The 26,535-nt window shown below is 64.1% G+C and carries 19 protein-coding genes and 1 pseudogene; 8 read left to right on the top strand and 12 right to left on the bottom strand.

Annotated elements, in window-relative coordinates:
• The 3 genes from IR187_RS03220 to IR187_RS03210 all read left to right on the top strand — a co-directional run.
• Window positions 1-2,629: TonB-dependent receptor domain-containing protein (locus IR187_RS03220; RefSeq protein WP_194953277.1), on the top strand; the 2,629-nt coding region annotated here is incomplete at its 5' end.
• A 73-nt stretch (window positions 2,630-2,702) separates the two neighbouring features.
• Window positions 2,703-3,854, top strand: a complete 1,152-nt coding sequence (locus IR187_RS03215; protein ID WP_194953276.1) for an aspartyl/asparaginyl beta-hydroxylase domain-containing protein — start codon at window positions 2,703-2,705, stop codon at window positions 3,852-3,854.
• 2 nt (window positions 3,855-3,856) lie between these two features.
• Window positions 3,857-4,840: a 2OG-Fe(II) oxygenase gene (locus IR187_RS03210; RefSeq protein ID WP_324187632.1), complete on the top strand. Its 984-nt coding sequence runs from the start codon at window positions 3,857-3,859 to the stop codon at window positions 4,838-4,840.
• A 9-nt stretch (window positions 4,841-4,849) separates the two neighbouring features.
• Here IR187_RS03210 and alr read toward each other — a convergent pair whose 3' ends face one another.
• The 3 genes from alr to IR187_RS03195 form a co-directional block, all read right to left on the bottom strand.
• Window positions 4,850-5,896, bottom strand: a complete 1,047-nt coding sequence (alr, locus tag IR187_RS03205; protein WP_194953274.1) for an alanine racemase — start codon at window positions 5,894-5,896, stop codon at window positions 4,850-4,852.
• Between the two features lie 49 nt (window positions 5,897-5,945).
• A complete protein-coding gene (locus IR187_RS03200) occupies window positions 5,946-6,989 on the bottom strand; it encodes a tetratricopeptide repeat protein (RefSeq protein WP_194953273.1) in 1,044 nt (347 codons plus the stop codon).
• Between the two features lie 250 nt (window positions 6,990-7,239).
• Window positions 7,240-8,868 carry an MFS transporter gene (locus tag IR187_RS03195; RefSeq protein ID WP_194953272.1) on the bottom strand — a complete coding sequence of 543 codons (1,629 nt, stop codon included), beginning with the start codon at window positions 8,866-8,868 and terminating at the stop codon, window positions 7,240-7,242.
• Between the two features lie 196 nt (window positions 8,869-9,064).
• On the opposite strand from IR187_RS03195, the gene IR187_RS03190 reads away from it, so the two are divergent.
• Window positions 9,065-9,832, top strand: coding sequence for a cyclase family protein (locus IR187_RS03190; RefSeq protein ID WP_194953271.1), 768 nt, complete (start codon window positions 9,065-9,067; stop codon window positions 9,830-9,832).
• A 226-nt stretch (window positions 9,833-10,058) separates the two neighbouring features.
• Here the strand turns inward: IR187_RS03190 and IR187_RS03185 are convergent, their stop codons facing one another.
• The 7 genes and pseudogenes from IR187_RS03185 to IR187_RS03155 all read right to left on the bottom strand — a co-directional run bounded on the left by IR187_RS03185 (window position 10,059) and on the right by IR187_RS03155 (window position 19,027).
• Window positions 10,059-10,466, bottom strand: coding sequence for an MAPEG family protein (locus IR187_RS03185; RefSeq protein ID WP_194953270.1), 408 nt, complete (start codon window positions 10,464-10,466; stop codon window positions 10,059-10,061).
• Between the two features lie 111 nt (window positions 10,467-10,577).
• Window positions 10,578-10,949: a tRNA-binding protein gene (locus tag IR187_RS03180; protein WP_194953269.1), complete on the bottom strand. Its 372-nt coding sequence runs from the start codon at window positions 10,947-10,949 to the stop codon at window positions 10,578-10,580.
• Window positions 10,950-11,002: 53 nt separating this feature from the next.
• Window positions 11,003-13,009 carry an acetyl-CoA carboxylase biotin carboxylase subunit gene (locus IR187_RS03175; RefSeq protein WP_194953268.1) on the bottom strand — a complete coding sequence of 669 codons (2,007 nt, stop codon included), beginning with the start codon at window positions 13,007-13,009 and terminating at the stop codon, window positions 11,003-11,005.
• Window positions 13,010-13,365: 356 nt separating this feature from the next.
• Window positions 13,366-14,355, bottom strand: a pseudogene (gene bioB, locus IR187_RS03170) (biotin synthase BioB); the annotation flags it as partial.
• 119 nt (window positions 14,356-14,474) lie between these two features.
• A complete protein-coding gene (gene scpA / locus IR187_RS03165) occupies window positions 14,475-16,613 on the bottom strand; it encodes a methylmalonyl-CoA mutase (protein ID WP_194953267.1) in 2,139 nt (712 codons plus the stop codon).
• 199 nt (window positions 16,614-16,812) lie between these two features.
• Window positions 16,813-17,253, bottom strand: coding sequence for a methylmalonyl-CoA epimerase (mce, locus tag IR187_RS03160; RefSeq protein WP_194953266.1), 441 nt, complete (start codon window positions 17,251-17,253; stop codon window positions 16,813-16,815).
• Between the two features lie 241 nt (window positions 17,254-17,494).
• Window positions 17,495-19,027, bottom strand: coding sequence for an acyl-CoA carboxylase subunit beta (locus IR187_RS03155; protein WP_194953265.1), 1,533 nt, complete (start codon window positions 19,025-19,027; stop codon window positions 17,495-17,497).
• 262 nt (window positions 19,028-19,289) lie between these two features.
• On the opposite strand from IR187_RS03155, the gene IR187_RS03150 reads away from it, so the two are divergent.
• Window positions 19,290-20,699, top strand: coding sequence for a helix-turn-helix domain-containing protein (locus IR187_RS03150; RefSeq protein WP_194953264.1), 1,410 nt, complete (start codon window positions 19,290-19,292; stop codon window positions 20,697-20,699).
• Between the two features lie 150 nt (window positions 20,700-20,849).
• On the opposite strand, the gene gor is transcribed toward IR187_RS03150, so the two are convergent.
• Window positions 20,850-22,196: a glutathione-disulfide reductase gene (gor, locus tag IR187_RS03145; protein WP_194953263.1), complete on the bottom strand. Its 1,347-nt coding sequence runs from the start codon at window positions 22,194-22,196 to the stop codon at window positions 20,850-20,852.
• A gap of 109 nt (window positions 22,197-22,305) precedes the next feature.
• Window positions 22,306-23,811 carry a glucose-6-phosphate isomerase gene (gene pgi / locus IR187_RS03140; protein WP_194953416.1) on the bottom strand — a complete coding sequence of 502 codons (1,506 nt, stop codon included), beginning with the start codon at window positions 23,809-23,811 and terminating at the stop codon, window positions 22,306-22,308.
• A gap of 119 nt (window positions 23,812-23,930) precedes the next feature.
• Here pgi and lepB point away from each other — a divergent pair, with 119 nt between their 5' ends.
• From lepB to era, 3 genes are read left to right on the top strand one after another with little or no spacing between them, the layout of a single operon-like run.
• On the top strand, window positions 23,931-24,809 hold the full coding sequence (gene lepB / locus IR187_RS03135; protein WP_194953262.1) for a signal peptidase I: 879 nt from the start codon (window positions 23,931-23,933) through the stop codon (window positions 24,807-24,809).
• Window positions 24,806-25,486, top strand: coding sequence for a ribonuclease III (rnc, locus tag IR187_RS03130; RefSeq protein WP_194953261.1), 681 nt, complete (start codon window positions 24,806-24,808; stop codon window positions 25,484-25,486). Before lepB ends, rnc begins: the two co-directional genes overlap by 4 nt.
• On the top strand, window positions 25,483-26,376 hold the full coding sequence (gene era, locus IR187_RS03125; RefSeq protein WP_194953260.1) for a GTPase Era: 894 nt from the start codon (window positions 25,483-25,485) through the stop codon (window positions 26,374-26,376). The genes rnc and era overlap by 4 nt, the downstream gene beginning before the upstream one ends.
• The last annotated feature ends 159 nt before the right edge of the window (window positions 26,377-26,535 follow it).

The following is a 26,535-nucleotide window of genomic DNA, read 5'->3' as shown; positions in this document are numbered from 1 at the left end:
CTCGGGCATGGTCGGCAAAAACTTCGCAGACGGCCGCGGCAACATCACCCTCCACGGCGAATATTCGCGCCAGTCGCGCGTGTTCGCGTCGGACGTCCCGGCATTCCGCACCAACGACGGCTTCGGCGTGATCGACGCCGATTCGGGCGGCCTGTTCGGCAACAGCGACGGTTTCCCCGATCGCGCCTTCTTCCGCGATTTCCGCAGCACGACGATCCACTTCAACGGCCTGGTTCCGGTCAACCAGCGCGCGGACAATCCCGCTACCCCGGGATTTGAATCGGGTCTTTGCGGCAACGCAACGACGGCCAACAACGGCGGCCCGAACAGCCTGGGCGTTCCGTTCAACTGTACCTTCATCTTCACCAACGAAGGTCGCCTGGTCGCACAGACCGGTTCGCGCTTTGGCACCGGCATCAACAGCGCGATCGTCGGCGGCAACGGCCAGACCGGTCGCGAAGGCAAGACGCTGTCGGTCCTGCCGTTCACCGAACGCTACAACTTCAACCTGCTGTCGCGCTACGAGTTCAGCGAAGCCGCCGAAGTGTTTGTCGAAGCCAAATGGAACCGCGTCAACGCGCTCGGCAACAACGCCGGCCCGTCGTTCGTTCAGGGTACCGGTGGCACCACCGACTTCCGCGAGCGGATTCGTCTCGACAATCCGTTCCTGAATCCGGCCGACAGCACGACGCTGGCCAACGCGATTCTTGCATCGGGCTGTAACAGCTCGCTGACGGTTCAGTGTCCTGCAGCGGGCAACCTGACCGCCGCCAACCTCGCGGCGATCGCCGATGGCAGCTATCGCTTCGTGATTGCGCGTAACCTGCTCGACGTCGGTCTGCGCGACGAAAAGTTCCAGCGCGACACTTGGCGCGTCGTGGGCGGCCTGCGTGGCACGTTCAACGATGACTGGAGCTACGAACTGTCGGCCAACTACGGCAAGTTCCGCGAAGACATCACGACCGACGGCTTCATCGATCGCCAGCGCTTCGCGCTTGCGATGGATGCCGGCCGCAACCCGGTGACCGGCCAGATCCAGTGTCGTTCGCAATTCGATCCGGCATCGGCGGTGCCGCTCGTCGGCTTCGCGGCGCCGGCTTCGGCCAATGCGGCGCGCCTGGCCGCCGATATCGCGGCTTGCGTCCCGTACAACCCCTTCGGTTCGCCGGACAACAGCGCGTCGGTCGATTATTTCGCGCGCACCTTTACCGCCAGCTCGGGCCTGTCGCAGTTCATCGTGTCGGGCTTCGTCGCGGGTGACACCAGCGGCTTCTTCAACCTGCCGGGCGGCCCGGTCCGCTTTGCTCTGGGCGCCGAATATCGTGAAGAAAAGGCCTTTTACGAACAGGATCCGTTCGTGACCCAGGGCTTTACCAACGGTGTGTCGATCCCGTCGTTCCGTCCCGACACCTTCAAGGTGAAGGAAGCATTCGGCGAGCTCCAGCTGCCGCTGCTCAAGGAATTGCCGTTCGCCCATGAACTGACCGTTAGCGGTGCAGGTCGCGTGGCAAAATATCAGGGCGACGTTGGCACGGTGTGGTCGTACAACGCCGGTCTCGACTGGGCGCCGATCGAAGACATCCGTTTCCGCGGCAACTACAGCCGCGCGGTCCGCGCTCCGAACGTGTCGGAAACGGCATTCCCGCTGGTTCCGAACTTTGCGCCCGGCTTCACCGATCCTTGCGATCCGAGCCGCCGCAACACCAGCGCCAACCGCGCCGCGAACTGCACCGCCGATCTGGGCGGACTGCTCGCCAACCTGACGGATATCACCTATTCGTTGCCGATCGTCAGCGGTTCGAACCCGTCGCTGCAGGCCGAAACGTCGGATTCGTGGACCTATGGTGTGGTTATCCAGCCGCGCTTCGTCCCCGGTCTGAACCTGTCGGTCGACTATTATGACATCAAGGTGAAGAACATCATCGCCTCGCTGACCGCACAGCAGATTGTGAACAGCTGCTATGACTCGGCCAGCCTGACGAATGTCTTCTGTCAGCAGTTCACGCGCTTCCGCGGTCCGGGCACCGGTCCGAACGGCGAAATCGCGGGTCGCATCCTTGGTAACTCGTTGATTGCGGCGCCGCTGAACTACGCCAGCCGCGTTCGCAAGGGTATCGACGTCAACGCGTCGTATCGTACGAACCTGGGCAGCGATCTCGTGCTGAACACCCAGCTGATCTACACCCACAATCTGAAGATCAGCAACTTCCAGGACCCGACGAACCCGACCTTCGAAAACCGGATTCTCAGCGAACTCGGCGATCCGAAGAACGAGTTCCGCTGGGACGTCGATCTGGGTGCGGGACCCTTCACCTTTGGGTACCGTATGCGTTACATCGGTCCGATGTTCCTGAGCGTCTATGAGGATTATTTCCCGCTTAACGGCAATCCTCCGGGCAACCTCGACTTCGCCGACCGCAACAAATATCCGGCTGTCTTCTACCACGACCTCCGTTTCGAGTGGGACGTGAACAAGGAAGCCGGTGGTCCGAACCTGAACTTCTATGTCGGCGTCGACAACTTGCTTGATCGCATGCCGCCGCTCGGTTCGACCGCAACGGGTGCGGGTAGCGCAATCTACGGCTTCCGTGGCCGCAGCTTCTACGCTGGCGCTCGCGCCCGCTTCTAATCGCGACGCAAACGGAATAGATTGGGGGCCGGAACCTTGTTCCGGCCCCTTTTCTTTGGTTCAAGGATATCCCGTGCAGCTGACCAATATCGATGCCGAACGAATTGTGCGCGAAGGCGTCGATGCGTTGCAGCGTGGGCAAGCCGACGTCGCCCGCGCGCGGTTCGAGGCGATCACGCAAAGCGGGCGTGCCAACGCGCAGATCTGGCTGCTCCTCGCGGTCGCCTGCCGCTCGGTCCGCGACCGGGTCGCCGAAGAAGCCGCGCTCGATCAGCTGCTGGCGATCGAGCCGCAAGCGGTCCGCGGCCATGTGATGAAGGGCGACTGCCGCGCCGCCAGTGGCGACGACCGCGCGACACTGCGCAGTTACGAGATCGCGCTGCTCATCGCCGCGCGGCAGGATATTCCCGCCGACCTCCGCACCGAGTTGCAGCGGGCCGAAACCTGGGTCGACGAGTTCAAGCGCCGCGTCGATGAGCAACGCGAAGCAAAGCTGATCGCTCGCGGGCTGCCGCCCGAACGGCGCAGCCCGCGCTTCCAGCAATCGATCGATATATTGGCCGGCCGCAAGCGCATCTTTGTGCAGGAGCCGACGGGTTATTACGTCCCCGAACTGCCGCAAGTGCAGTTCTTCGATACCGCGGCGTTCGACTGGGTTCCGAATGTCGAAGCCGCGGCGGGCGCGATCCGGCACGAGATCGCCAACCTGCTCGCCGCCGGAACCGATGGCTTTCGTCCGTACATGCAGGCGCATACCGATCAGCCGCGCGCCGACGTCAACGCGCTGCTCGACAATCGCGACTGGAGCGCGTTGTTTCTCTGCGAAAACGGCATCATGTCGGACGATATTGTCGCGCGCTGTCCCGCAACCTGGGCCGCGGTCCAGCACGCCCCGCTGCCGCGCATCCGCAATTCGCCGACGGTCATGTTTTCGCTGCTCCGCGGCGGAGCCCGGATCGAACCGCATACCGGCACGCATAACGCCCGCCTGATCTGCCACCTGCCGTTGATCGTCCCGCCGGACTGCGGCTTTCGCGTCGGCAACCAGGTGCGGCAGTGGGAAGAGAGCAAGCTGCTGATTTTCGACGATACGATCGAACATGAAGCGTGGAACGACAGCAATCAGGATCGCGTGGTGCTGATCTTCGACATCTGGCGCCCCGAACTCAGCGCGCAGGAGCGCGAGGAAATCGCGGCCTTTTTTGCCGACCCGGCGTTCGAATGAAGGTGGCGGGTGATTCCGGTGCGGTTGATCGCGCCCAAGCGCTGCTTGCGGCGGGCCGCGCGCAGCAGGCGGTCGACCTGCTCGTCGATGCGGCGAAGCGCGGCGACGGCGACGCGCTTTACGAACTGGCGCTGTGGCACGTATATGGCACCCCGGTCCCGCGCAGTTTTGCCGCGGCGCGCGCGCTGTTTGAAAAGGCTGGAGCGGCGGGACACCGCGCCGGCGCGCTGACCCACGCGGTCTTCGTCGCGCTCGGCGCTGGCGGCCCTTCCGACTGGCGCGCGGCGCTCGCGCTGATGGACAAAGCGGCTGCGACAGACCCGGTTGCGGCGCGCCAGCGCGATCTGCTGGCGGCAATGGCGCTGCGCCCCGACGGCAATCCCGCTGCGATCCCGACGATCGAACGATTGTCGCAATCGCCCGATGTCAGGATCGTCCGCTCGCTCTTTTCCGCCGCTGAATGTGCGCATTTTGCGGCGCTGTCCCAGCCGCTGCTCACCCCGTCGGTCGTCGTCGACCCCGCAACGCAGCGCCAGATTCCGCACCCGATCCGCACCTCCGCAGGAGCCGTGCTGGGGCCGATCCAGCAGGATCTCGTCATCCACGCGCTCGACCGGCGAATCGCCGCCGCCAGCGCGACGCGCGTCGAACAGGGCGAGCCGCTGACGGTGCTGCGCTATGCGCCCGGCCAGCAATATCGGCTGCATCATGATTGCCTGCCGGGCGAAGCCAATCAGCGCGTAATGACCGTGATCGTCTATCTCAACGACGATTATGACGGCGGCGCGACGCAGTTTCCGGCGGCCGGCACCGAATTTCGGGGTCGAACCGGCGACGCGATCCTGTTCGTCAATACCTTACCCGACGGCCGCGTCGACGAACGCAGCCGCCACGCCGGCCTTCCCGTCACCCGCGGCGAAAAGTGGATCTGCACCCGTTGGATCCGCGCCCGCGATTTCGACCCGTGGGGTATGCGGCCATCCTGAAACGCCGCATCAATGCCAGAGACGCGCGAACCGCGCCCCCAGTCCGGTCAGCAGTTCATATTGTGACAGGCCGGTGCGCGCCGAGGTTTGGGCGAGATCATAATCGATGGCGATCCAGTCACCCTCGGCCAGGCCTTCAGCCTCGCTGACATCGAAGGCGGTCAGGTCCATCGATACCCGACCGACGAGCGGCAGGCGCCGTCCCTGCCACGTCGCGCCCCCGCTTCCCACGTGACAGCGCAGATAGCCGTCGGCGTAGCCAAGGTTCGCCACCGCCACCCTGCTGTCGCGCGGCGCAGTCCAGGCGGCACCATAGCCGACGCTCTCGCCCGCCGGAACCGACCGGACCTGCAAAATACGCGATTCGGGAACGGCGACTTGCCGGATATGCCCGACCGCTTCCGTCCGCGGGATGCCGCCATAGAGCGCGATCCCGGGCCGCGTCAGGTCGAACGCATAATCGCCGCCCAGGCAGATGCCCGCGCTGTTCGCCAGGCTGTACCGCCGCGCCGGCACCGCATCGCGGACCGCCCGAAACGAGGCCAGTTGCCGCGCATTCTGTTCGCGGTCCTCGTCCGCCGACGCCAGATGGCTCATCAGCGTGTCGATCGCGAGCCCGTCCAGCGCACCGCCCAGCGCTTCCTCGACGCGCAGTCCCAGCCGATTCATGCCCGTATCGACCATCACGTCGCACGGCCGCCCCTCGCCCGCCGCGCGCCAGCGCGCGACCTGCTCGATGCTGTTCAGGACCGGTCGCGCCGGGAGCAGGCGCGCCGCGACCATGTCGCTTTCGCCAACGCCGTGCAGCACCGCCAGCGCGACGCCCGTCGGCAGCGGCATCAGCCCCGCGGCCTCGCTCCAATGGGCCACAAAAAAATCGCGGCAACCCGCTGCAGCGAGATGGTGCATAACCGCGCGCGCACCAAGGCCGTACCCGTCTGCCTTCACCGCCGCACCGCACGCCGCGGCGCCGCTTTGCGCGGCAAGCCAGTGCCAGTTGGCGACGAGCGCGTCTCGGTCGAGACGGAGGCGGAGAGGCCGCGGGATCGCAATCATCCCGTGGCCCTAAACAAGATTGGCGGCGGCGCCAATGGCGCAGGATGGGTCAGCGGGGCGCGCTGGCGATAATCGCGCGGGCGCGAACGGCGAGCTTGTCGCTGTCGAGTAGATCGCGCCAACCGGGCGGCGGTTCGCGGAGGCGCCCGATCGTCTCCGGGCTGCGGAACTGCGACCGTATCGCGTTCGTCATTTGCTGGTGCTGTGGATAGGGATGCGTCTTGCCATAGAGGATATTGACGGCTGCTGCCGGAGCGAAAGGCTGTTCCAGTTCCTTGCGGAACTCGCCGTTCAACCAAGCGAGGTCGCCGATGCACCAGCGATAGCGCGCTTCGAGGGTACGTCCAGCGGGCACGAAGAAATCCGCGGAAGACGGACGCGGGGTGGAGAAGATTCCGGAAACCACGCGCTGCGCTTCGTCGCTTCGTCCGAGACTGTGCAAGGCACAGCCTCGGATCCAGTCAAACTGGCGCATGCTACCGGCAATTCGCGCGTCGCCCGGCGAAACCACAAACTGTCTTGCGGCGGGCTCGATCAGCTCAAGCGCCGCAGCCCCTTGACCGAGCTCGGCGAGCAGTGCCGCCCGGTTGATCACGGCGTTCAATCGATATTCGGCGGCGATCGCATCATTCTGTTCCATCTTGCGATATATCTCGATTGCGTCCTCCGGATGCCCGGCATTGTGCAGGCTTGCGGCGCGCGTCATCGACACGGCGATCCATTCAAAGGATTTTCGCTTATTATACCGCCCCTTGCGGTCGGGCTGCGGGAGCGTCCTTTCAAGCAGTTCGTTCGCCTCGGGCGTCAGTCCCAAAGCCGACAGAATTCGCGCTTCGGCGACGGCGGCGCGCGACGCCTGCCCCAATGCCGACAACAGGGTATCGCCGGATCCCGGACCCCGCGGAATTGCTGCGGCGCGTTCTTTGCGCGTCGCCACTACCGCTTCGATCAGCTTCCCGCCGTCTTCGCCGCCGAACCGGACAAGCAACGGCCAGAAATCCTCGAACCGCCGATCGCTGAGATAGGCCACGGCGATCTTGGGCGCGCTGATCAACGACAGGCTTTCCGACCATTGATCCTCGGGAATGGCCAAGGTCAGGTCCAGCCTGTGTCCGTCAACGGCCTCAAGGCAAAGCGAGATGGGAGAGCTCCGGATACCGTTCGATATCGTACCGGGACGGCAGATGCGATTCACGCCCTGTACCGCTGCACCGTCGATGGCAGGCGGATCGAACCTGATCTCGACGGACGAGGGGGCAGGCGCCGCATCCGCCGGCGTCACCTGCGCAGGGCCAGCCAGAGTCAGGAGCAATGCCGCGAACGGCGTATGCAGAATGCGCATTTTACGACTGACCAGGTGCGACGGCCCTGTCCCATTGTCCCTCGACCGGATCCTTGAGCATGAAAGCCGTCACGAGAAAGGCGACCAGCACGACGACCCAAGTGTACCACAGCCCGGCATAGGCGTTGCCGGTCTTGGCGATGATGAAGCTCGCGATCAGCGGCAGGAAGCCGCCGAAATAGCCGGTCCCGATATGGTAGGGGATCGACAGCGACGAATAGCGCACGTGCGGCGGAAACATTTCGGAGAGCAGCGCCGCGACTGGACCATAGGTAAAGCCCGACAAAGCGCTGAGCCCCAGCAAGGCTAAGAAGATCACTGCGATGCCGCCCCATGCCGGAATCTGTTTGGCAAAATCATAACCGCTCGCCTCCAGCGCCGGTTTCAGCAGCGCGGGGTCTTCGCTTGCCACCTCGCGGTCGCCGATGCGGATCGTGACGCTGTCGAACGCGCTGTCGGTCGCCGCCACGGTGTAAGGGACACCAAGCTTGGTCAGCTCGCCCAGCGTCTTGCCGCAAGCCGTTTCCTGCACCTGCGCAAAGGGGTCGAAACTGCACTGCGATCCGCTCACAGTCACCGGCGCGCGCTCAGCCGCCGCCGACAAGGCCGGATTGCCGACGCTGCCCATCCACCAGAACAGCGGGAACAGCAGCACCAATGTTGCACCATAGCCCCACACGATCGGTTTTTTGCGCCCGACGCGGTCGGACAAATGCCCCGCCCAGATGAAAAAGCCCATCCCGACCGCCGCCGCGGTACCGACGATGATTTCGGCGGCGGTATCATCGACCTTCATCGGGCCTTTCAGGAACGACAGGCCCGAGAACATCGCGGTGTACCAGATCACCGTCAGTCCCGCGGCAATCCCGAACAGCGCGATGAAGATGCGGCGCGGGTTGCCGGGATAGGTAAAGCTTTCCTTCAGCGGATTTTTGGCGAGTTCGCCCTGCGCCTTCATCGCCTGGAACACCGGGCTTTCGGACAGCATCAGCCGCATCCACAGCGAGATCGCGAGCAGGATCAGCGACAGCAGGAACGGCACGCGCCAGCCCCAGCTTTCCCACACCTCGGTCGGCATCAGCGCCTTGCACCCCAGCACGACGACCAGGCTGAGCACGAAACCGCCAACGACGCTCGCCTGAATGAAGCTGGTGTAGAAGCCGCGCTTGCCGGGCGGCGAATGTTCGGCGACATAGACCGCGGCGCCGCCATATTCGCCGCCGAGCGCCAGCCCCTGCAGGATGCGCAGGCAGATGACGATGATCGGCGCCGCAATGCCAATGCTCGCCGCCGACGGGATCATCCCGACCCCGGCGGTCGCAACGCCCATCAGCGTGACGGTCACCAGAAATGTATATTTGCGCCCCAGCCGGTCGCCGAGATAACCGAACAGCACTGCGCCGAGCGGGCGGAAGCCGAATCCGACGGCGAAGCCGGCCCACACCAGCAGCGTTTCCAGCGTCGCGTTGTCGCTGGGGAAAAACGCCCGTCCGATGATTGCGGCGAGGGTCCCGTAGATGAAGAAATCATACCATTCGAACACCGTCCCCGCCGACGAAGCGGCGATGACCATGCGGATTTCCTTTTGCGTCGGCTGGTAAGCGGCGCCAGCGGCACTGGTTTCGGTCATATATATCTGGCTCCCCCACCCGGTCGGGCTTCTTTCTTTTCCGTTCGCATCGAGCGAAGTCGAGATGCCTCGAGCGCATCGTCGACGCAGGGTGTCTCGACTTCGCTCGACACGAACGGTTACGCTACGTCTAATTGCACCGCGGCGTCGTGCAAGCCTTCTTGGCGCGGGCCGCCGATCGTGTCAGACTGCCGTCATGCAGTTTATCGACCTCTCGATCCCGATTACCAACGACGTCGTCTCCGACCCGCCGGTGATGCGGCCGCAGATCACCTATATGACCCATGAGAATACGTGGGAACAAATCGCGATGTTCTTCCCCGGGCTGACGCGCGAAGACCTGCCCGATGGCGAAGGCTGGGCGGTCGAAATGCTGTCCTTGAGCACGCACAACGGCACGCATATGGACGCGCCGTGGCATTATCATTCGACCACCGACCGCGGTGCGACCCCTGCCCCGTCGATCGACGAAGCCCCGCTCGACCTGTTCTTTCGTCCCGGCGTGAAACTCGACTTTTCCGATCGCCCGCACGGCCATGTCGTGAGCGGCGCCGAGGTTGCGGCCGAGTTGGCGCGGATCGGTCATGACCTGCAACCGCTCGACATCGTGCTGGTCCAGTCGGGCGCGGTTTATGGCACCGACAATTTCACCGACCAGGGCTGCGGCATGGGCGCCGAGGCGACGCTGTACCTGACGGAGCGCGGGGTGCAGGTCGTCGGCACCGACGCATGGAGCTGGGACGCACCGTTCAGCCACACTGCGCGGCGCTGGGCCGAAACGCGCGACCCGTCGATCATCTGGGAAGGGCATAAGGCGGGGCGTATCCGGCCTTATTACCAGATCGAAAAGCTGACGAATCTCGCGGCGATCCCGGCGACGGGCTTCACCTTCAGCTGCTTTCCGGTGAAGATCGAACGCGCGAGCGCGGGGTGGATCCGGGCGGTGGCGTTGGTGGAGGGTTGATGTTCGCCGCATTTCGGGGCGGCGGCTAGCCACCGCTGCGACCATAAAGCCCCTCCCCTTCAGGGGAGGGGTTGGGGTGGGGTCCATCAGCCTTGCGCAAGGCCGATGGACCCCACCCGCTGCGACTAACGAACAAGTTCGCAAGTCTCGCTGCCCTCCCCTGAAGGGGAGGGCGTGCTAGCTTCGCTACGTCCGTTCCCTACCCCAAAACCGCCCCCTACACCTCCTACAAATTCACCGCCGCCAGCATCCACAACGTCCACCCGCCCAGCACCAGCAAACTGACCCACGTCGCCATCACCCCGATCTGGCGCGTCACCGGTGCCTTGCCCGGCTCGCTCGGCGTATGCAGCCCCGCGATATGCGCGACGCGGCCGATCAGGAACAGCGCGCCGATCACCATCAGCGCCATATGATTGGCGCGCGCGGTTTCGAGCAGGCCAAGCAGGATGACGACAATCGGCGCATGTTCGGCCAGGTTGCCGTGGCTGCGGCTCGCAGCGATCAGCTTCGCATCGCCATGATCGCCGAACGCCGCCTTCAGCCGCAACCGCTGGCGCACCGTCAGTATCGCGGTGAACAACAGCAGCAGCGCGCAAACGGCGCCGACAAAGGCGGTTACTGGCAAGGTCATTTGATTTCTCCCCCAAACTTCGTCGTCGCCGTCATTGCGAGCGTAGCGAAGCAATCCAGAGCGGTTTACGCTACTCTGGATTGCTTCGCTACGCTCGCAATGACGATGATATCAAAATAGCCGCGATCCGTTGGACACTGGTGCGTCGGGCGCGAACAGGATCACTGCACCATCTTCATCGGCAAATCCCAATGTCAACACTTCGGACAGAAATTTGCCGATCTGCCGCGGCGGGAGATTGATCACCGCGGCAACCTGCCGCCCGACCAATTCCTCGAGCGCGTAGCGATCGACGATCTGCGCGCTGCTTTTCTTCACGCCGATCGCGGGACCGAAATCGATCTTCAGCTTGAATGCGGGCTTGCGCGCTTCGGGGAAGGGCTCCGCTTCGACGATCGTGCCGATACGGATATCGACGCGGAGGAAATCGTCGAAGGTGATGACCTCTCCAGCAGGCGCATCCTGATCGTGATTGATGTGCATCCATCAAACTCCGTTCCAGCCGTGTCGCTGCCTTCGCAGGAGCGCGGGCTGAATCATTCCATCTCCAGAATCACCGCATCGACCGCCAGGCTGTCGCCCTGCGCGGCGTTCACGCTCTTCACCACGCCCGCTTTCTCCGCGCGCAGGATATTCTCCATCTTCATCGCCTCGACCGTCGCCAGCGGCTGCCCCGCCTCGACCTTATCGCCTTCACCGACGTGCAGTGCGACGAGCAGGCCCGGCATCGGGCAGATGAGGAATTTCGACAGATCGGGCGGGATCTTCTCGATCATGTGCGACGCTAGCGGCGCGACATGCCACGGCAGTACGCGCACATCATGGATGCGCCCGCGTGTCGTCATCCGCCAGCCGGTGCGCGTCTTCGCAACCTTGACCGCCAGTTCGCTGCCGTCGATCTCGGCGATTACCAGCCGGTCGCCGGGGGTATATTCCAGCGCGATGTCGAGCTTGTCGCCGTCGACCTTGATATGCTTGTGGCCCAGCTTCACCTTGTGCTCGGTCCCGCCGACGGTGACCTGCCACTTGGCAGGCGGATCGAGCCGGTCGCCGAGCTGGCCGTCAGTGCGCCGCGCGCGGTCGGCCTCTGCGCTCGCCATGAACCCCGCGATCGCCGCCAGCGCGCGGACGATATGATCCTCGGTCGCCGCGCCATGGAATCCCTCGGGATATTCCTCGGCGATAAAGCCCGTCGTCAGTTCGCCCGAGCGGAAGCGCGGATGCTGCATGATCGCCGACACGAAATCGATATTGTGGCCGAGCCCCTCGATCTCGAATCGGTCGAGCGCAGCTATCTGCTTGTCCGCCGCTTCATCGCGCGTCGCGCCCCAGGTCACCAGCTTGGCGATCATCGGGTCATAGAAGATCGACACCTCGCCGCCCTCCTCGACGCCCGCATCGACGCGCACGCCATCCTCGCCGCGCGCGTTGCCCGCCCACGCCGGAACCGGGGTGCGATAGCGCACCAGCCGTCCCGTCGAGGGCAAGAAGCCGCGATAGGGATCTTCGGCATAGACGCGGTTCTCGATCGCCCAGCCGTCGATCTTGATGTCGTCCTGCGTCATGCTGAGCTTCTCGCCCGCGGCGACGCGGATCATCTGCTCGACCAGGTCGATGCCGGTAATCGCCTCGGTCACTGGATGCTCGACCTGCAGCCGCGTGTTCATTTCGAGGAAGTAAAAGCTTTCGCCCGTCGGGTCGGCACCCGACACGATCAGCTCGACCGTGCCCGCGCTGTAATAGCCGACCGCGCGCGCCAGCGCGACGCACTGCTCGCCCATCGCCTGACGCATCTTGGGCGTGACGAAGGGCGAAGGCGCTTCTTCGACCACCTTCTGGTGGCGACGCTGAATGCTGCATTCGCGCTCGTTGAGATACAGCACATTGCCATGCTGGTCGCCGAGGATCTGGATCTCGATATGCCGCGGGTTCAAAATGAACTTCTCGATGAACACGCGATCGTCGCCAAAGCTGTTCAGCCCCTCGCGCTTCGTCGCCTCGAACCCCTCGCGGACGTCCTTCTCGTCATACGCGAGCCGCATCCCCTTGCCGCCGCCGCCCGCCGACGCCTTCATCATCACCGGATAGCCGATCTCGTTCGAAATCTCGACCGCATGCTCGGTATCGCGGATCTCGCCGACGAAGCCCGGGACGACATTGACCCCCGCTTCCTTCGCGAGCTTCTTCGACTCGATCTTGTCGCCCATCGCGGCGATCGCGTTCACCGGCGGGCCGATGAAGGCGATATTTTCCTGGGCGAGCGCCTCGGCGAAGCTGGTACGTTCGGACAGGAAGCCATAGCCCGGATGCACCGCCTCGGCGCCCGTCGCCTTGCAAGCGGCGATGATCTTGTCGGCGATCAGATAGGATTCGGACGCGGGCGACGGCCCGATATGAACCGCCTCGTCGGCCATCTGCACAAAAGGCGCCCGCGCATCGGCGTCCGAATAGACGGCGACGGTCGCGATGCCCATGCGGCGCGCGGTCTTGATGACGCGGCAGGCGATTTCGCCGCGATTGGCGATCAGGATTTTCTTGAACATTTTTATTCCAGTCCTTGTTCCGCTGCTGCGGCAATTTCGCTGCAAATTGCGTCGAAGCGCTCGAAGTAGGAGGCCTCCAAATCGCTCCGCGGAAGCCCAAAGGCTTCGGCTGTTCTGGCCAAGCTCAATTCGCTCGCAATCCGAGCTGCCTCTTCCTGAAATGACGGATGCAAGTCGGATGCTGTCTCAAGGTCGCCCGCGTTGCGCATGCCGTAGTCTGCAATCCAAAGATCGTAGGTTAGCCGTTCAAGTCGGGTAAGCGACTGCGTGCCTTCGGCAGTCATCTTCTGGATCACTCGATCCCCCTCGCCCTCAACTAGCCAAGTCTCCCAATCGACCGCACGCGCCAGCGCCTCTTCGCTTTCCATCGGCCGCAGCCCCAGCTTGGCGAGCAGCGCCGCGTCCTTGCTGTCGCCCGCATTCGCGGTCGTCAGCAATTTGTCGCCGGTGAAGATGCTGTTCGCGCCGGCCATGAAGCAGAGCGCCTGCGTCGCCTCCGACATGCTCTCGCGGCCCGCCGACAGGCGAACCATCGATTTGGGCATAGTGATGCGCGCCACCGCGATGGTGCGGACGAACTCAATGTCGTCGATCTTCGCGAGCGGCGTGTCCGCGAGCATGTCGCCGAGCACGGTGCCCTTCACCGGCACCAGCGCGTTGATCGGGACGCTGCCCGGATGTTCGGGCAAGGTCGCGAGCGCGTGGATAAAGCCGACGCGGTCGGCGCGCGTCTCGCCCATGCCGACAATGCCGCCCGAACAGACGTTGATTCCGGCGCTGCGCACTTCCTCCAGTGTATCGAGCCGCTCCTGAAAGGTGCGCGTCGTGATGACATTGCCGTAATGTTCCGGCGAAGTGTCGATATTGTGGTTGTAATAATCGAGCCCCGCAACCGCCAGCGTCTGCGCCTGCTCCTTGCTGAGCATCCCCAGCGTCATGCAGGTTTCCATGCCCATCGCGCGCACGCCCTCTACCATTTCGACGATCGCGGGCATGTCGCGGTCCTTGGGGTTGCGCCAGGCGGCGCCCATGCAGAAACGCTGCGACCCCGAATCCTTCGCCTGCGCGGCGGCTTGCAACACCGCGCGGACGTCCATCAGCTTGGTCGCTTTCAATCCGCTGTCGGCATGCTTGGACTGCGAGCAATAGCCGCAATCCTCGACGCAGCCGCCGGTCTTGATGCTGAGCAAAGTGCAAAGCTGGATCTCGCCGCGCGCATGGTGGCGGCGGTGGACGCTTTGCGCTTCCCACATCAGTTCGTCGAACGGGAGGTCGAAGAGGGCGGCGATTTCTTCGCGCGTCCAGTCGCCGCGACACTCGTCGCCGCGCCCCTGCGAAGGGCGTTCAAAGGCGCGTGACTCTGAACGCGGCCCATCACCTGCGCGTGCGGCAAAAGCAGCGCCATCTTGAGAGACCTCGTGATGGGCCCCTGCCTTCGCAGGGGCACGTGTGGTTTGAATATTACTCACGCAGCTTCTCCAATCGGTGGCATATTATGCCCCAGCAGGCGCAGCACATCGGCGGCGCATTCAACAACATTCGATCCGGGACCATAAATCCCCTGCACCCCCGCATCGCGCAGGAAATCATAATCCTGCGGCGGGATGACCCCGCCCGCGATCACCTTGATGTCGCTGCGCCCCGCTTCGCGCAGCTTGTGGATAAGTTCGGGGATAAGTGTCTTGTGCCCCGCCGCCAGACTCGACGCGCCGACGACGTCGACGCCGCTGTCGAGCGCCAGCACCACGGTCTCGTCGGGGGTTTGGAACAACGGCCCCGACACGATGTCGAACCCCATGTCGCCGAACGCCGAGGCGATGACATTGGCACCGCGGTCGTGCCCATCCTGCCCCATTTTAGCGACCAGCAATTTCGGCTTACGCCCCAGCCGCCGGGTCACCGCCTCGACCCCGTCCACCACCTGCGCCCAGCGCGCGTCGCCTTCATAGGGCGCGGCATAGACGCCCTTCACCGGCGTCGGCTGCGTCGCGTAACGCTGGAAACTCTCCTCCATCGCCGAAGAGATTTCGCCCAGCGTCGCGCGGGCGCGGGCCGCCTCGACCGCATGCGCGAGGAGGTTGTTCTCGATCGACTGCTCGCCCGCCGCGGCATCGCGCAGCGCCTTTAGCGCCGCCTGGCACGCGGCCTCGTCGCGGCTCGCCTTCATCTTGTTGATCCGCGCGATCTGCCCCTCGCGCACCTTGGCGTTATCGACCTCGAGCGTTTCGAGCAGATCCTCGTCCTTCAGGCGATATTTGTTCACCCCGACGATCACGTCGTCGCCGCGATCGACCCGCGCCTGCCGCGCTGCGGCGGCGGTTTCGATCATCGCCTTGGGCCAGCCCGCCGCGACCGCCTTGGCCATGCCGCCTTCCTTCTCGACGCGCTCGATAATCTCCCACGCCTTGTCGACCAGATCCTGCGTCAGCGCCTCGACATAATAAGAGCCGCCGAGCGGATCGACGACCTTGGTCATCCCCGTCTCTTCCTGGATCACGATCTGCGTGTTGCGCGCGATGCGCGCCGAGAAATCGGTCGGCAGTGCGATCGCCTCGTCAAGCGCGTTGGTGTGCAACGACTGGGTGCCGCCGAGCATCGCCGCCATCGCCTCGATCGTCGTGCGCATCACATTGTTGTACGGATCCTGCTCGGTCAGGCTGACCCCCGACGTCTGGCAGTGGGTGCGCAGCATCTTTGACCGCTCGTCCTTGGCGCCAAGGTTGGTCATCATCCGGTGCCACAGCACGCGCGCCGCGCGCAGCTTGGCGATCTCCATGAAGAAATTCATGCCGATCGCGAAAAAGAAGCTCAGGCGCCCGGCAAACTTGTCGATGTCGAGCCCCGATGCGACGCCATAGCGCACATATTCGGCGCCATCGGCAATCGTGAAGGCCAGCTCCTGCACCTGCGTCGCGCCGGCTTCCTGCATATGATAGCCGGAGATCGAGATGCTGTTGAACTTCGGCATCTCGCGCGACGTGTAGCCGAAGATGTCGCTGATGATCCGCATCGAGGGTTCGGGCGGGTAGATATAGGTGTTGCGGACCATGAACTCCTTCAGGATGTCGTTCTGGATCGTCCCGTCGAGCAATTTGCGATCGACCCCCTGCTCCTCGCCCGCGACGATGAAGAACGCCAGGATCGGGATCACCGCGCCGTTCATCGTCATCGACACCGACATCTGGTCGAGCGGGATGCCGTCGAACAGAATTTTCATGTCCTCGACGCTGTCGATCGCGACGCCCGCCTTGCCGACGTCGCCGACGACGCGCGGATGGTCGCTGTCATAACCCCGGTGGGTGGCAAGGTCGAAGGCGACCGACAGCCCTTTCTGCCCCGCCGCAAGGTTGCGGCGATAGAATGCGTTCGACTCCTCGGCGGTCGAAAAGCCCGCATATTGGCGGATCGTCCATGGGCGACCGGCGTACATCGACGCCCGCACGCCGCGGGTGAAGGGCGCGAAACCGGGCAGGCCGGGGTCGGTGCGCACGTCCTCCGCCGTGTAGAGCGGCTTGACGGCAATCCCTTCGGGCGTGTGCCAGGTCAGGTCTTTGCCCTTCACCTCTTTCTCGGCGGCGGCTTTCCAGTCGTTCAAATCGGCCATTCGTCGTTCCGTTCATACTCCCCTCTCCCCTTGTGGGAGAGGGTTGCGAAAACTTGGCAGCTTGCTGCCTAGTTGAAGCTGGGTGAGGGGTTGCGGTCCACCGGACCGCGCGAGCTTCGCTCGCAACCCCTCATCCAACTGCGGCTAGTTCGCTTCGCTCACAAGCCTTCGTATCCTTCTCCCGCAAGGGGAGAAGGTCTTAGTGATCGCCCTTCGGCGTCTCCATAATCTCGGTCAGCACCCCGCCCATATCCTTGGGGTGAAGAAAGAAAATCAACGTCCCATGCGCCCCGATGCGCGGTTCCCCCAGCACCCGCTTGCCCAGCGCCTCGAACGCCGCCTTGGCCGCATGAATGTCGGGCACCTCGTAACAAACATGATGCTGTCCCCCCGCCGGGTTCTTATCCAGAAACCCCGCGATCGAGGCATTGCCCGGCAGCGGCTCGATCAACTCGATCTGCGTGCCATCCATCGCCCCGCCCGCGCCCGGCGTATCGACGAAACATACCTTCACCCCCTGTTCGGGCAGGTCGAAGGGCTCGTGAATTTTCGTCGCGCCCATGACATCGCGGTAAAAGACAATGCTATCGGCGATCGACGGCGTCGCAACGCCGACATGGTTGAGGCGGCCTAGTTTCATCTAATTTCCTCCACAGCGTTCCGAAATCTGCTGCACCAAAATCACCGCAATCCCCCCGACCAGAAATGCGTAGGCAGCGAGATACATCCTAAACGTCCTCGGATTGCGTTTTGCCTCATAGGTCGCACGAGGCGAACGCAACGGCTTGCGAAGCGACAATCTTCCGTCCCTGACGACCTGCCAAAGAACGTAAGCCGGAATCGAGAAGAGGATAGCGGCCCAGAACACCGCACTCCAGTTTTCACAGCGGAATATTGTCATGCTTCTTCCACGGATTCTCCAACTGCTTGTTTCGCAACTTCCGCAGCCCCAGCGCAATCCGCTTGCGCGTATTATGCGGGTGGATAACCTCATCGATATACCCCCGCGACGCCGCCACGAACGGGTTCGCGAAGCGGTCCTCATATTCCTTCGTGCGCTGCGCGATCTTTTCGGGGTCGCCCATGTCGGCGCGGAAGATGATTTCGACCGCGCCCTTCGCGCCCATCACCGCGATCTCGGCGGTCGGCCAGGCGTAGTTCAAATCGCCGCGCAGATGCTTTGACGCCATCACGTCATAGGCACCGCCATAGGCCTTGCGCGTAATCACCGTGATTTTCGGTACCGTCGCCTCGGCATAAGCGAACAGCAGCTTCGCGCCATGCTTGATGATGCCGTTATATTCCTGCGCCGTGCCGGGTAGAAAGCCGGGGACATCGACGAAGGTGATGATTGGAATCTCGAACGCATCGCAGAAGCGCACGAAACGCGCCGCCTTTTTCGACGAATTGATGTCGAGCACGCCCGCGAGCACCAAAGGCTGGTTCGCGACAATGCCGATCGTGCGCCCCTCGATGCGCCCGAAGCCGCAGATGATGTTACCCGCATGCGCTGGCTGCACCTCGAAGAAATCACCCTCGTCGACCGTCTTGCGGATCAGTTCGTGCATGTCATACGGCTGGTTCGCATTGGGCGGGATCAGCGTGTCGAGGCTCATTTCGGCGCGATCGAACGGATCGCTCGTCGGGCGCACCGGCACCCCGGCGCGGTTGTTTTCGGGCAGATAATCGAAGAAATCGCGCGCCGCCAGCAGCGCCTCGATGTCATTCTCGAACGCGATGTCGGCGACCGAGCTTTTGGTCGTGTGGGTGATCGCGCCGCCGAGTTCCTCCTGCGTCACCACCTCGTTCGTCACCGTCTTGACCACATCGGGGCCGGTGACGAACATATAGCTCGAATCCTTCACCATGAAGATGAAGTCCGTCATCGCCGGGCTGTAAACCGCGCCGCCCGCGCACGGCCCCATGATCAGGCTGATCTGCGGCACCACCCCCGACGCCAGCACATTCTTCTGAAACACATCGGCATAGCCGCCGAGCGACGCAACGCCTTCCTGAATGCGCGCGCCGCCGCTGTCGTTCAGCCCGATGACCGGCGCGCCGACCAGCATCGCCTTGTCCATCACTTTGCAGATTTTTTCGGCATGGCGTTTCGACAGCGAGCCGCCGAACACGGTAAAATCCTGACTGAACACATAGACCAGACGGCCATTGATCGTCCCCGATCCGGTGACGACGCCGTCACCCGGAATCTTCTGGTCCTGCATCCCGAAATCGACGCAGTCATGCTCGACATAGGTGTCGAGTTCCTCGAACGATCCCTCGTCGAGCAGCACGTCGAGCCGTTCGCGCGCGGTCAGCTTGCCCTTGCTGTGCTGCGCATCGATGCGCTTCTGCCCGCCGCCCAGCGTAGCGGCGGCGCGGCGGCGTTCCATTTCGGCGATATTGGCGGACATGCGGCTCTCCCAACGAACATCAAAGCGTCGTCTGCCTGCTCAGCGCCGCACAAGCAAATGCGAATTTGCGAAGTTGCAAAGTACGAGTTTGCAAAGTAGAACGCCTCTCTCCCCTCGCGGGAGAGAAAGACGTGGCTTGGCAGCTTGCTGCCTAGCAAGTCTTGTGAGGGGTCTGGCGTTCGGGCCCTCGCCAACTCCGGCTAGGCGGCTTCGCCGCCAAGCCTTCATATCCTCTCCCTCAAGGGGAGAGGAGGAGAAGCGCATGTCCCGCAACCGCATCTTCGCCGGAACCCGCCTCAAAACCCTCCGCCAGGATCGCGGCATCAAACAGGCCGACTTTGCGACCGCCCTCGCCATCTCGACCTCGTACCTCAGCCAGATCGAGCATGACGACCGCCCGCTGACCCCCGCCCTGCTCGACCGCCTGCAAAAGCTGTTCCCGCTCGAATGGGAGGAAGTCGCCGCCGACGCGGGCGATCGCCGCGCCGCAGCACTGCGCGAGGCCGCCGCGGACCCGTTGTTCGCCGCCTCCCCTCTACCCCCCGAACAGCTCGAACGCGCGGCGCTGCAACAGCCGCAACTCGCCGATCAGTTCGTCGCGCTCCACGCCGCCTATCGCCGTGCCGGACAGCGGCTCCAGATCATCGACGAGGCGCTGACCGGCGGCACCGCCGAGGGCAGCCGCCTGCCGTGGGAGGAGGTCCGCGACTGGTTTCACGACGCGGGAAACTACGTGGACAGCATCGACCGCGCTGCCGAAACACTGGCGGGACAGCTCCGCGGCAAAGACCCTTCTCCGTCCATCGAGACGATCGAACGGCGGCTGCGCGATGCGCTCGGCATTTCGATCGTGTACACCCAGACGCAAAGCCTGCGCGACTTCGACGCCACGATGCGCCATCTGGTGATCGATCCGTCGCAGCCCGCCGAGAGCCGCCGTTTCCAGCTGGCGCACCAGCTTGCAGCGCTGGCGCTGGCGCGCGAGATCGCAGCGGTGGTCGAGGCCAGCCCGCTACGAACCGCGGCGGCGCGGCAACTTCTCCACGTCGGGCTCGCCAATTACGCCGCGGGCGCGGTGCTGATGCCCTACGCCCCGTTCCGCGCCAGCGCACGTGCGGTGCGCCACGATATCGACCGGCTGCGGATGGATTATGGGGTGAGCTTCGAGCAGGCGTGCCACCGCCTCTCTACCCTGCAGCGCCCCGGCGCGCGCGGCATCCCGATGTTCTTCTGCCGTGTCGACATGGCGGGCAATATCACCAAGCGGCACAGCGCGACGCGGCTGCAATTCGCGCGCTTCGGCGGCGCCTGCCCGCTGTGGATCGTCCATGAAGCGGCGGCGATCCCCGACCGCATCCTGTTCCAGCTCGCCGAAACCCCCGACGGGCTGCGCTATGTGTCGATGGCGAAGGGGCTGGTAAAACCGTCGGGCAGCTATGCGCGCAGCCCGCGCCGCTATGCCGTCGCCTTGGGGTGCGAGGCGCAATATGCGGGGGATTTCGTCTATGCCGACGGCGTCGATGTCACCGCGCCACAGGCCGCGACGCGGATCGGGCTGTCATGCCGCATCTGCCCGCGCGACGATTGCGACCAGCGCGCCTTTCCGCCGAGCGACCGGCCGATTTTGGTCGATCCCGATCGGCGGGATGTGGTGCCGTATCGTATAGGGTGACGCCAACTTCCCCTCCCGCTTGCGGGAGGGGCAGAGAGACTTACGAGCTTGCTCGTTAATCGCAGCAGGGTGGGCCAACGCGATGCCAGAACGCTCGCTGTGCTCGCGCCCACCCCCAACCCCGCCCGTAAACGGGAGGGGAGCAGGACGCTACTTCAACAGCACCAACTCTTCCGCCATGCTCGGATGCAACGCCACCGTCGCATCGAAATCGGCCTTGGTCAGCCCCGCCTTCACCGCGACCGCCGCCGCCTGCAAAATCTCCGGCGCGTCGGGCCCGATCATGTGCAGGCCGACGACCTGATCGGTCGCTTCGTTGACGATCATCTTGTACAGCGCGCGCTCGTTGCGGCCCGCGAGGACGTTTTTCATCGCACGGAAATCGCTCGTGTACACGCGGACGGTACCCAGCTTGTTGCGCGCTTCGGCCTCGGTCATCCCGACCGCGCCGATCGGCGGGTGGCTGAACACGGCGCTCGGGACATTGGCGTAGTCGACGACCGTCGGCTTGCCGCCGAACACGCTGTCGGCAAAGGCCTGCCCCTCGCGGATGGCGACCGGGGTCAGCTGGATGCGATTGGTGACGTCGCCGACGGCATAGATGCTCGGCACCGACGACTGGTTGGTCTCGCCAACCTTGATCGCGCCTTCCTTGTCGAGTTCGAGCCCGACATCCTCCAGCCCCAGGCCCTTGGTGTTCGGCACCCGCCCCGCGGCGACCAGCACGATGTCGGCGTCGATCGGATCGCAATTGCCCAGATGGACGGTCAGCGAGCCGTCTTCCTTCTTCTCGATCGACTCGAACGGCGCGTTGAAGCGGAATTCGATGCCCTTGGTCATCGAAATTTGCAGCAGGCGGTCGCGGATCTGCTCGTCATAACCGCGCAGGATCGTGTCGCCGCGATTGACGATCGTCACCTTGCTGCCAAATTCGTTGAAAATGCCGGCGAACTCGTTGGCGATATAGCCGCCGCCCGCAATCACGACGCGCTTCGGCAGCGTATCGAGGTGGAAGACCTCGTTCGACGTGATGGCATGTTCGCTGCCCGGAAATTCGGGAACGAATGGCCAGCCACCGGTCGCGATCAGGATCCGTTCGGCGCTGATTTCCTGCCCGTCGGCTAGGCGAACCTTTTGCGGCCCGACGATCGTCGCGCGCGTTTTGAACAGCGTAACCTGGTGATTATCGAGCGTCTGTCCATAGAGGCCTTCCAGCCGCGTCACCTCGGCCAGCACATTGTCGCGTAGCCGGTCCCAATCGAACTTGCAGTCGGGGACGTCCCAGCCGAAGTGGCGAGCATCCTTCAGATCTTCGGCAAAATGCGCGCCATAGACGAGCAACTTCTTCGGCACGCAGCCGCGGATCACGCAGGTGCCACCGACCCGATGCTCCTCGGCCACCGCAACGCGCGCGCCGTGCGATGCGGCGACGCGCGAGGCGCGGACCCCGCCCGACCCGGCGCCGATGACAAACAGGTCGAAGTCGAAATTGCTCATGTGGGAGACCCCTGAAATGGAATTGGCGGGCATTCGCAGCCGGCGCCTATGTGGTTACGCCGTGCAGCGATGCCAATCGATTTTTGCCATCACAGACAGTGGCGCGGTCTCATTCGCCCAGCGCCGCCGCCATCAGCGCCTGCGTCGCCGGGTCGAACTCGACGGTGCCATCGGCCAGCCCCTTCGCCATTTCCTTGCCCAGCTCGACGCCGAACTGGTCGAACGGGTTGATTCCGAGCAGCACGGCATTGGCGAACACACGATGCTCGTAAAAGGCGATCAGCGCGCCCAGCGCGTGCGGGGTCACCTGGTCGAGCAGGATCGTCGTTGACGGCCGATCGCCCGGATAGTTGCGCGCGCCGTCCTCGCTCTTGCGGCCGGTCATCAGCGCGGCGCCCTGCGCGATGCAGTTGGCGACCAGCGTTTCGTGATGCGCATCGTCGAGCAGATGGTCGGGCTCGCGCGCAACGACAAACTCGATCGGGACGAGGTTCGTCCCCTGATGGAGCAGCTGGAACACCGCGTGCTGCGCGTCGGTGCCGACCCCGCCCCAGGTGATCGGCGCGCTATGCTGCGTCAGCGGCTTGCCCTCGAAGGTCACCGACTTGCCGTTCGATTCCATCTCCAGCTGTTGCAGATAGCTGGGCAGCAGCCGCAGCCGCTCGTCATAGGCAAAAACCGCACGCGTCTGGCACCCCAGCCGGTTGGCGTAGAGCTGATCGACGAAAGCGGCGAGCAGACAGATATTGTCGGCGCCGTCAGCCAGCCGGAAATGGCGGTCCATCTCGGCCGCGCCCTCCAGCAGGTCGGCAAAGGCATCCCAGCCGAGCGCCAGCGCGGCGGGAAAGCCGATCGACGACCACAGCGAATAACGCCCGCCGACCGTCTCGCTGAACGGCAGGATGCGCGTCTCGTCGATCCCCCATTCGATCGCGCGATCGGGCATTGCGGTCAACGCGATGAAACGGCCGAGCGGGTCGGCGACCCCGGCCTCGTCGAGCCATTGCAGCGCCGAATTGGCGTTGAGCAAGGTTTCAGTGGTCGTGAAAGTTTTTGACGCGACCGCGACCAGCGTATGTTCGGGGCTGAAACGGGCGAACGCCTCCTCCAGCGCAGCGCCATCGACATTCGACACGACCGCGACGTCATAACGGTCGCTATGGCGCCCTAGCGCATCGACGAGCAGGTCGGGGCCAAGCGCCGACCCGCCAATGCCGATGTGGAGCAGATGGCGGATCTCGCCAAACGCGCCCGCTTCGATCGCGTCGATCATCATCCGCATCCGCTGGTGCAGCGCCTGCGCGCGGTGCACCGAGTCAGGCGCCCCGTCGCCGCGTTCGGCGCTATGTTCGGCAGCACGGTTTTCGGTCGGGTTCGCGATGCCGCCCGAAAACAGCGCCTTGCGCCGCCCGTCGAAATCCTGCGCCGCGGCGAGCCCGGACAGGATCGCGACCACAGCATCGTCGAGATGCGTCTTGGCGAAATCGAAGCGGATGTTCGCCACGCTGCGCACCAGCGCCTGCAACCGTGCATCAGGATCAGCGGCGACCAGCCCGGTCAGTTTCTGCGGCTGCCAGTCGGCGAGCGCCTGCCAGGCTTGGTCGGCGGTGGTCATACGAAGAGGCTCCTTGTACATATCGTCCGGCGTTTCATAGGTCCGCACCCCGTGCAGCGCCAGCGTCATCCGCCGATATTTGCTTGACGTGGCAACCTATTCATCGCCAATGCCGCGGCATGACCGAAGCTAGCATAACCGCCGACAATTCGCCCGCCCCGGCACCGGCGCCCGCCCCCGTTTCCGCGAAAGAAGAGGCGGTCGATACCGTCCGCTTCCTCGCGCTGCTCGCGATTGCGGTGCTGGTGTTTCGCAGCTTTTTCCTTTCGCCGTTCAACATCCCGTCGGAATCGATGCAGCCACGGTTGCTGATCGGCGACTATCTGCTCGTCAACAAAATGGCCTATGGCTATTCGAAATACAGCCTGCCGTTCAGCGTGCCACTGATCCCCGGACGCATTTTCGCCCGCACCCCCGAACGCGGCGACGTCGCGGTGTTCAAAGCGCCGCCCAGCGCGCAGAATGATTATATCAAGCGCGTCATCGGCCTTCCCGGCGACAGCGTGCAGGTCAAGGACGGGATCGTCTGGCTGAACGGTGCGCCGCTGAAGCGCGAAGCCATGCCCGATTTCGTCATCCCGGTGACCGCGAACATGGTCGAAGCGTCGCGGGCGATGGGAACCTTGCCCTGCTTCTCGATGGAGTTCGAGGAAGTGACGGCCGAAGGACAGCGCCAGTGCCGGTATAAGCAGTATCGCGAGACGCTGCCCGGCGGCAAAAGTTACGCGATCCTCGACATCACCAACATCCCCGAGGATAATACGCCGCTCGTCGTCGTCCCCGAAGGCCATTTGTTCCTGATGGGCGACAACCGCGACCGCAGCGCCGACAGCCGCTTTCCGGCGATGGAAAATCAGGGCATCGGGCTGGTGCCCGAGGAAAATCTGGTCGGCAAGGCACTGGTCGGCATGTTTTCGACCGACGGATCGGCAAGTTGGCTCAACCCGATCAGCTGGTTCACCGCAGCGCGCTGGAGCCGCATCGGGGATGGTTTTTGACCGATAAGCTCGACACCGGGGCGCTTGCCGACATCATCGGCGACACCCCGGACGACTTGGCACTCTACGACCTGGCGCTGACCCACGGCAGCACCGGGCGCGCCGATTACCAGCGGCTGGAGTTTCTGGGCGATCGCGTTCTCGGACTGGTCATCGCATCCGAACTTTACACGCGCTTTCCGAACGCCAGCGAAGGCGAGATGTCGTCGCGGCTGCACGTGCTGGCATCGGGGGCAACCTGCGCCACGGTGGCGCAGCGACTGAACCTGACCGGCCTGATCCGCTTTGGGGCGCAAGCGCGCAACGACGGCGGCCGATACAGCGACAATATCGCCGCCGACGCGATCGAGGCGCTGATCGGCGCGCTCTATCTCGACAAGGGCATCGATAAGGCACGCACCTTCATTCTCGCCCATTGGCACGAGATGATCGACGGACAGGCTGCGGCGCCGAAGCACCCCAAGGCGGCGCTGCAGGAATGGGCGTTGGCGCGGGGGCGCCGCCCGCCCGAATATGAAATCGTCGCGCGCGAGGGGCCGGACCATGCGCCCCGCTTCCGCGTCGCCGTCAGCATCGGCAAGCTGGCGCGCGCCGAGGCCGAGGGTGCGAGCAAACAGGCCGCCGAAAAGGCGGCCGCGGCGGCATTGCTCGCCGAACTGGAAGGACAGACAGCATGACCCAGCGCTGCGGCTTTGTCGCCGTCGTCGGCGCGCCCAACGCGGGCAAATCGACCCTCGTCAACGCGCTCGTCGGCCAAAAGGTCGCGATCGTCAGCCCCAAGGCGCAGACGACGCGCACCCGGCTGATGGGGGTCGCGATGGACGGCGAAACCCAGATCATCCTGATCGACACGCCGGGTATCTTCGCCCCGACCCGCCGGCTCGACCGCGCAATGGTCGCCGCCGCGTGGGGCAGTCTGGAGGAAGCCGAGGCAATCCTGGTGATGGTCGATGCCGCGGCGAAGCTGACGGGCCGCGTCGAACGCGTACTGGAAGGCGTCGCGAACCGGCCTGAGAAAAAATATATGATCCTCAACAAGGTCGACCTGACCAAAAAGGACAAGTTGCTGACGATTGCGACCGAATTGAACGCCAGGGTCGCGTTCGACGAGACCTTTTTCATCGCCGCGAGCAGCGGCGACGGTGTGCCCGAGCTCAAGGCGCATCTGGCGGCGCTGATGCCCGAAGGTCCATGGCACTTCCCCGAGGACGAGGTCAGCGACGCTCCGGAACGGATGCTCGCCGCCGAGATCACCCGCGAACAACTCTATCGCCAGCTCCACGAGGAACTGCCGTATCAGTCCACCGTCGAGACCGAGCTGTTCAAGACCCGCCCCGACGGCAGCGCCGAAATCCATCAGCAGATTTTCGTCGCGCGCGACAACCAACGCGCGATCGTGCTCGGCAAGGGCGGCAGCCGGATCAAGGAAATCGGCGCCCGCGCGCGGGCCGAACTGACCGAACTGATGGGACGCAAGGTCCACCTGTTCCTGCATGTGAAGGTCAAGGAAAACTGGGACGAGGACCGCGGCGTGTACCGCGACATGGGGCTTGATTGGGTCGATTGAGGGCGGCCTTATACCTTCCCGTCCGTCATTGCGAGCGCAGCGAAGCAATCCAGAGCGGCTTACACACCCCGTCGGCCAGACGATTTTCCGGGCTTCGGTGCGCACCTGGTTGATGAACTCCGCCGGGCTGGTCTTTGCCATGTCGATCGTCCTGTCCTT

This window comes from Sphingopyxis solisilvae (assembly GCF_015475875.1).
GTDB classification, from domain to species: domain Bacteria; phylum Pseudomonadota; class Alphaproteobacteria; order Sphingomonadales; family Sphingomonadaceae; genus Sphingopyxis; species Sphingopyxis solisilvae.
The sequence above is the reverse complement of the archived record's forward strand: the minus strand, read 5'-3'. Positions and strand labels throughout refer to the sequence as shown.

What these genes read in the sequence shown, in the direction of transcription:
- IR187_RS03175 (WP_194953268.1), bottom strand. Translation starts at nt 13,009, where the DNA reads ATGTTCAAGAAAATCCTGATCGCCAATCGCGGCGAAATCGCCTGCCGC.
- IR187_RS03155 (WP_194953265.1), bottom strand. Translation starts at nt 19,027, where the DNA reads ATGTCCGCCAATATCGCCGAAATGGAACGCCGCCGCGCCGCCGCTACG.
- IR187_RS03190 (WP_194953271.1), top strand. Translation starts at nt 9,065, where the DNA reads ATGCAGTTTATCGACCTCTCGATCCCGATTACCAACGACGTCGTCTCC.
- lepB (WP_194953262.1), top strand. Translation starts at nt 23,931, where the DNA reads ATGACCGAAGCTAGCATAACCGCCGACAATTCGCCCGCCCCGGCACCG.
- mce (WP_194953266.1), bottom strand. Translation starts at nt 17,253, where the DNA reads ATGAAACTAGGCCGCCTCAACCATGTCGGCGTTGCGACGCCGTCGATC.
- IR187_RS03195 (WP_194953272.1), bottom strand. Translation starts at nt 8,868, where the DNA reads ATGACCGAAACCAGTGCCGCTGGCGCCGCTTACCAGCCGACGCAAAAG.
- alr (WP_194953274.1), bottom strand. Translation starts at nt 5,896, where the DNA reads ATGATTGCGATCCCGCGGCCTCTCCGCCTCCGTCTCGACCGAGACGCG.
- era (WP_194953260.1), top strand. Translation starts at nt 25,483, where the DNA reads ATGACCCAGCGCTGCGGCTTTGTCGCCGTCGTCGGCGCGCCCAACGCG.
- IR187_RS03180 (WP_194953269.1), bottom strand. Translation starts at nt 10,949, where the DNA reads ATGCACATCAATCACGATCAGGATGCGCCTGCTGGAGAGGTCATCACC.
- gor (WP_194953263.1), bottom strand. Translation starts at nt 22,196, where the DNA reads ATGAGCAATTTCGACTTCGACCTGTTTGTCATCGGCGCCGGGTCGGGC.
- IR187_RS03185 (WP_194953270.1), bottom strand. Translation starts at nt 10,466, where the DNA reads ATGACCTTGCCAGTAACCGCCTTTGTCGGCGCCGTTTGCGCGCTGCTG.
- pgi (WP_194953416.1), bottom strand. Translation starts at nt 23,811, where the DNA reads ATGACCACCGCCGACCAAGCCTGGCAGGCGCTCGCCGACTGGCAGCCG.
- IR187_RS03150 (WP_194953264.1), top strand. Translation starts at nt 19,290, where the DNA reads ATGTCCCGCAACCGCATCTTCGCCGGAACCCGCCTCAAAACCCTCCGC.
- scpA (WP_194953267.1), bottom strand. Translation starts at nt 16,613, where the DNA reads ATGGCCGATTTGAACGACTGGAAAGCCGCCGCCGAGAAAGAGGTGAAG.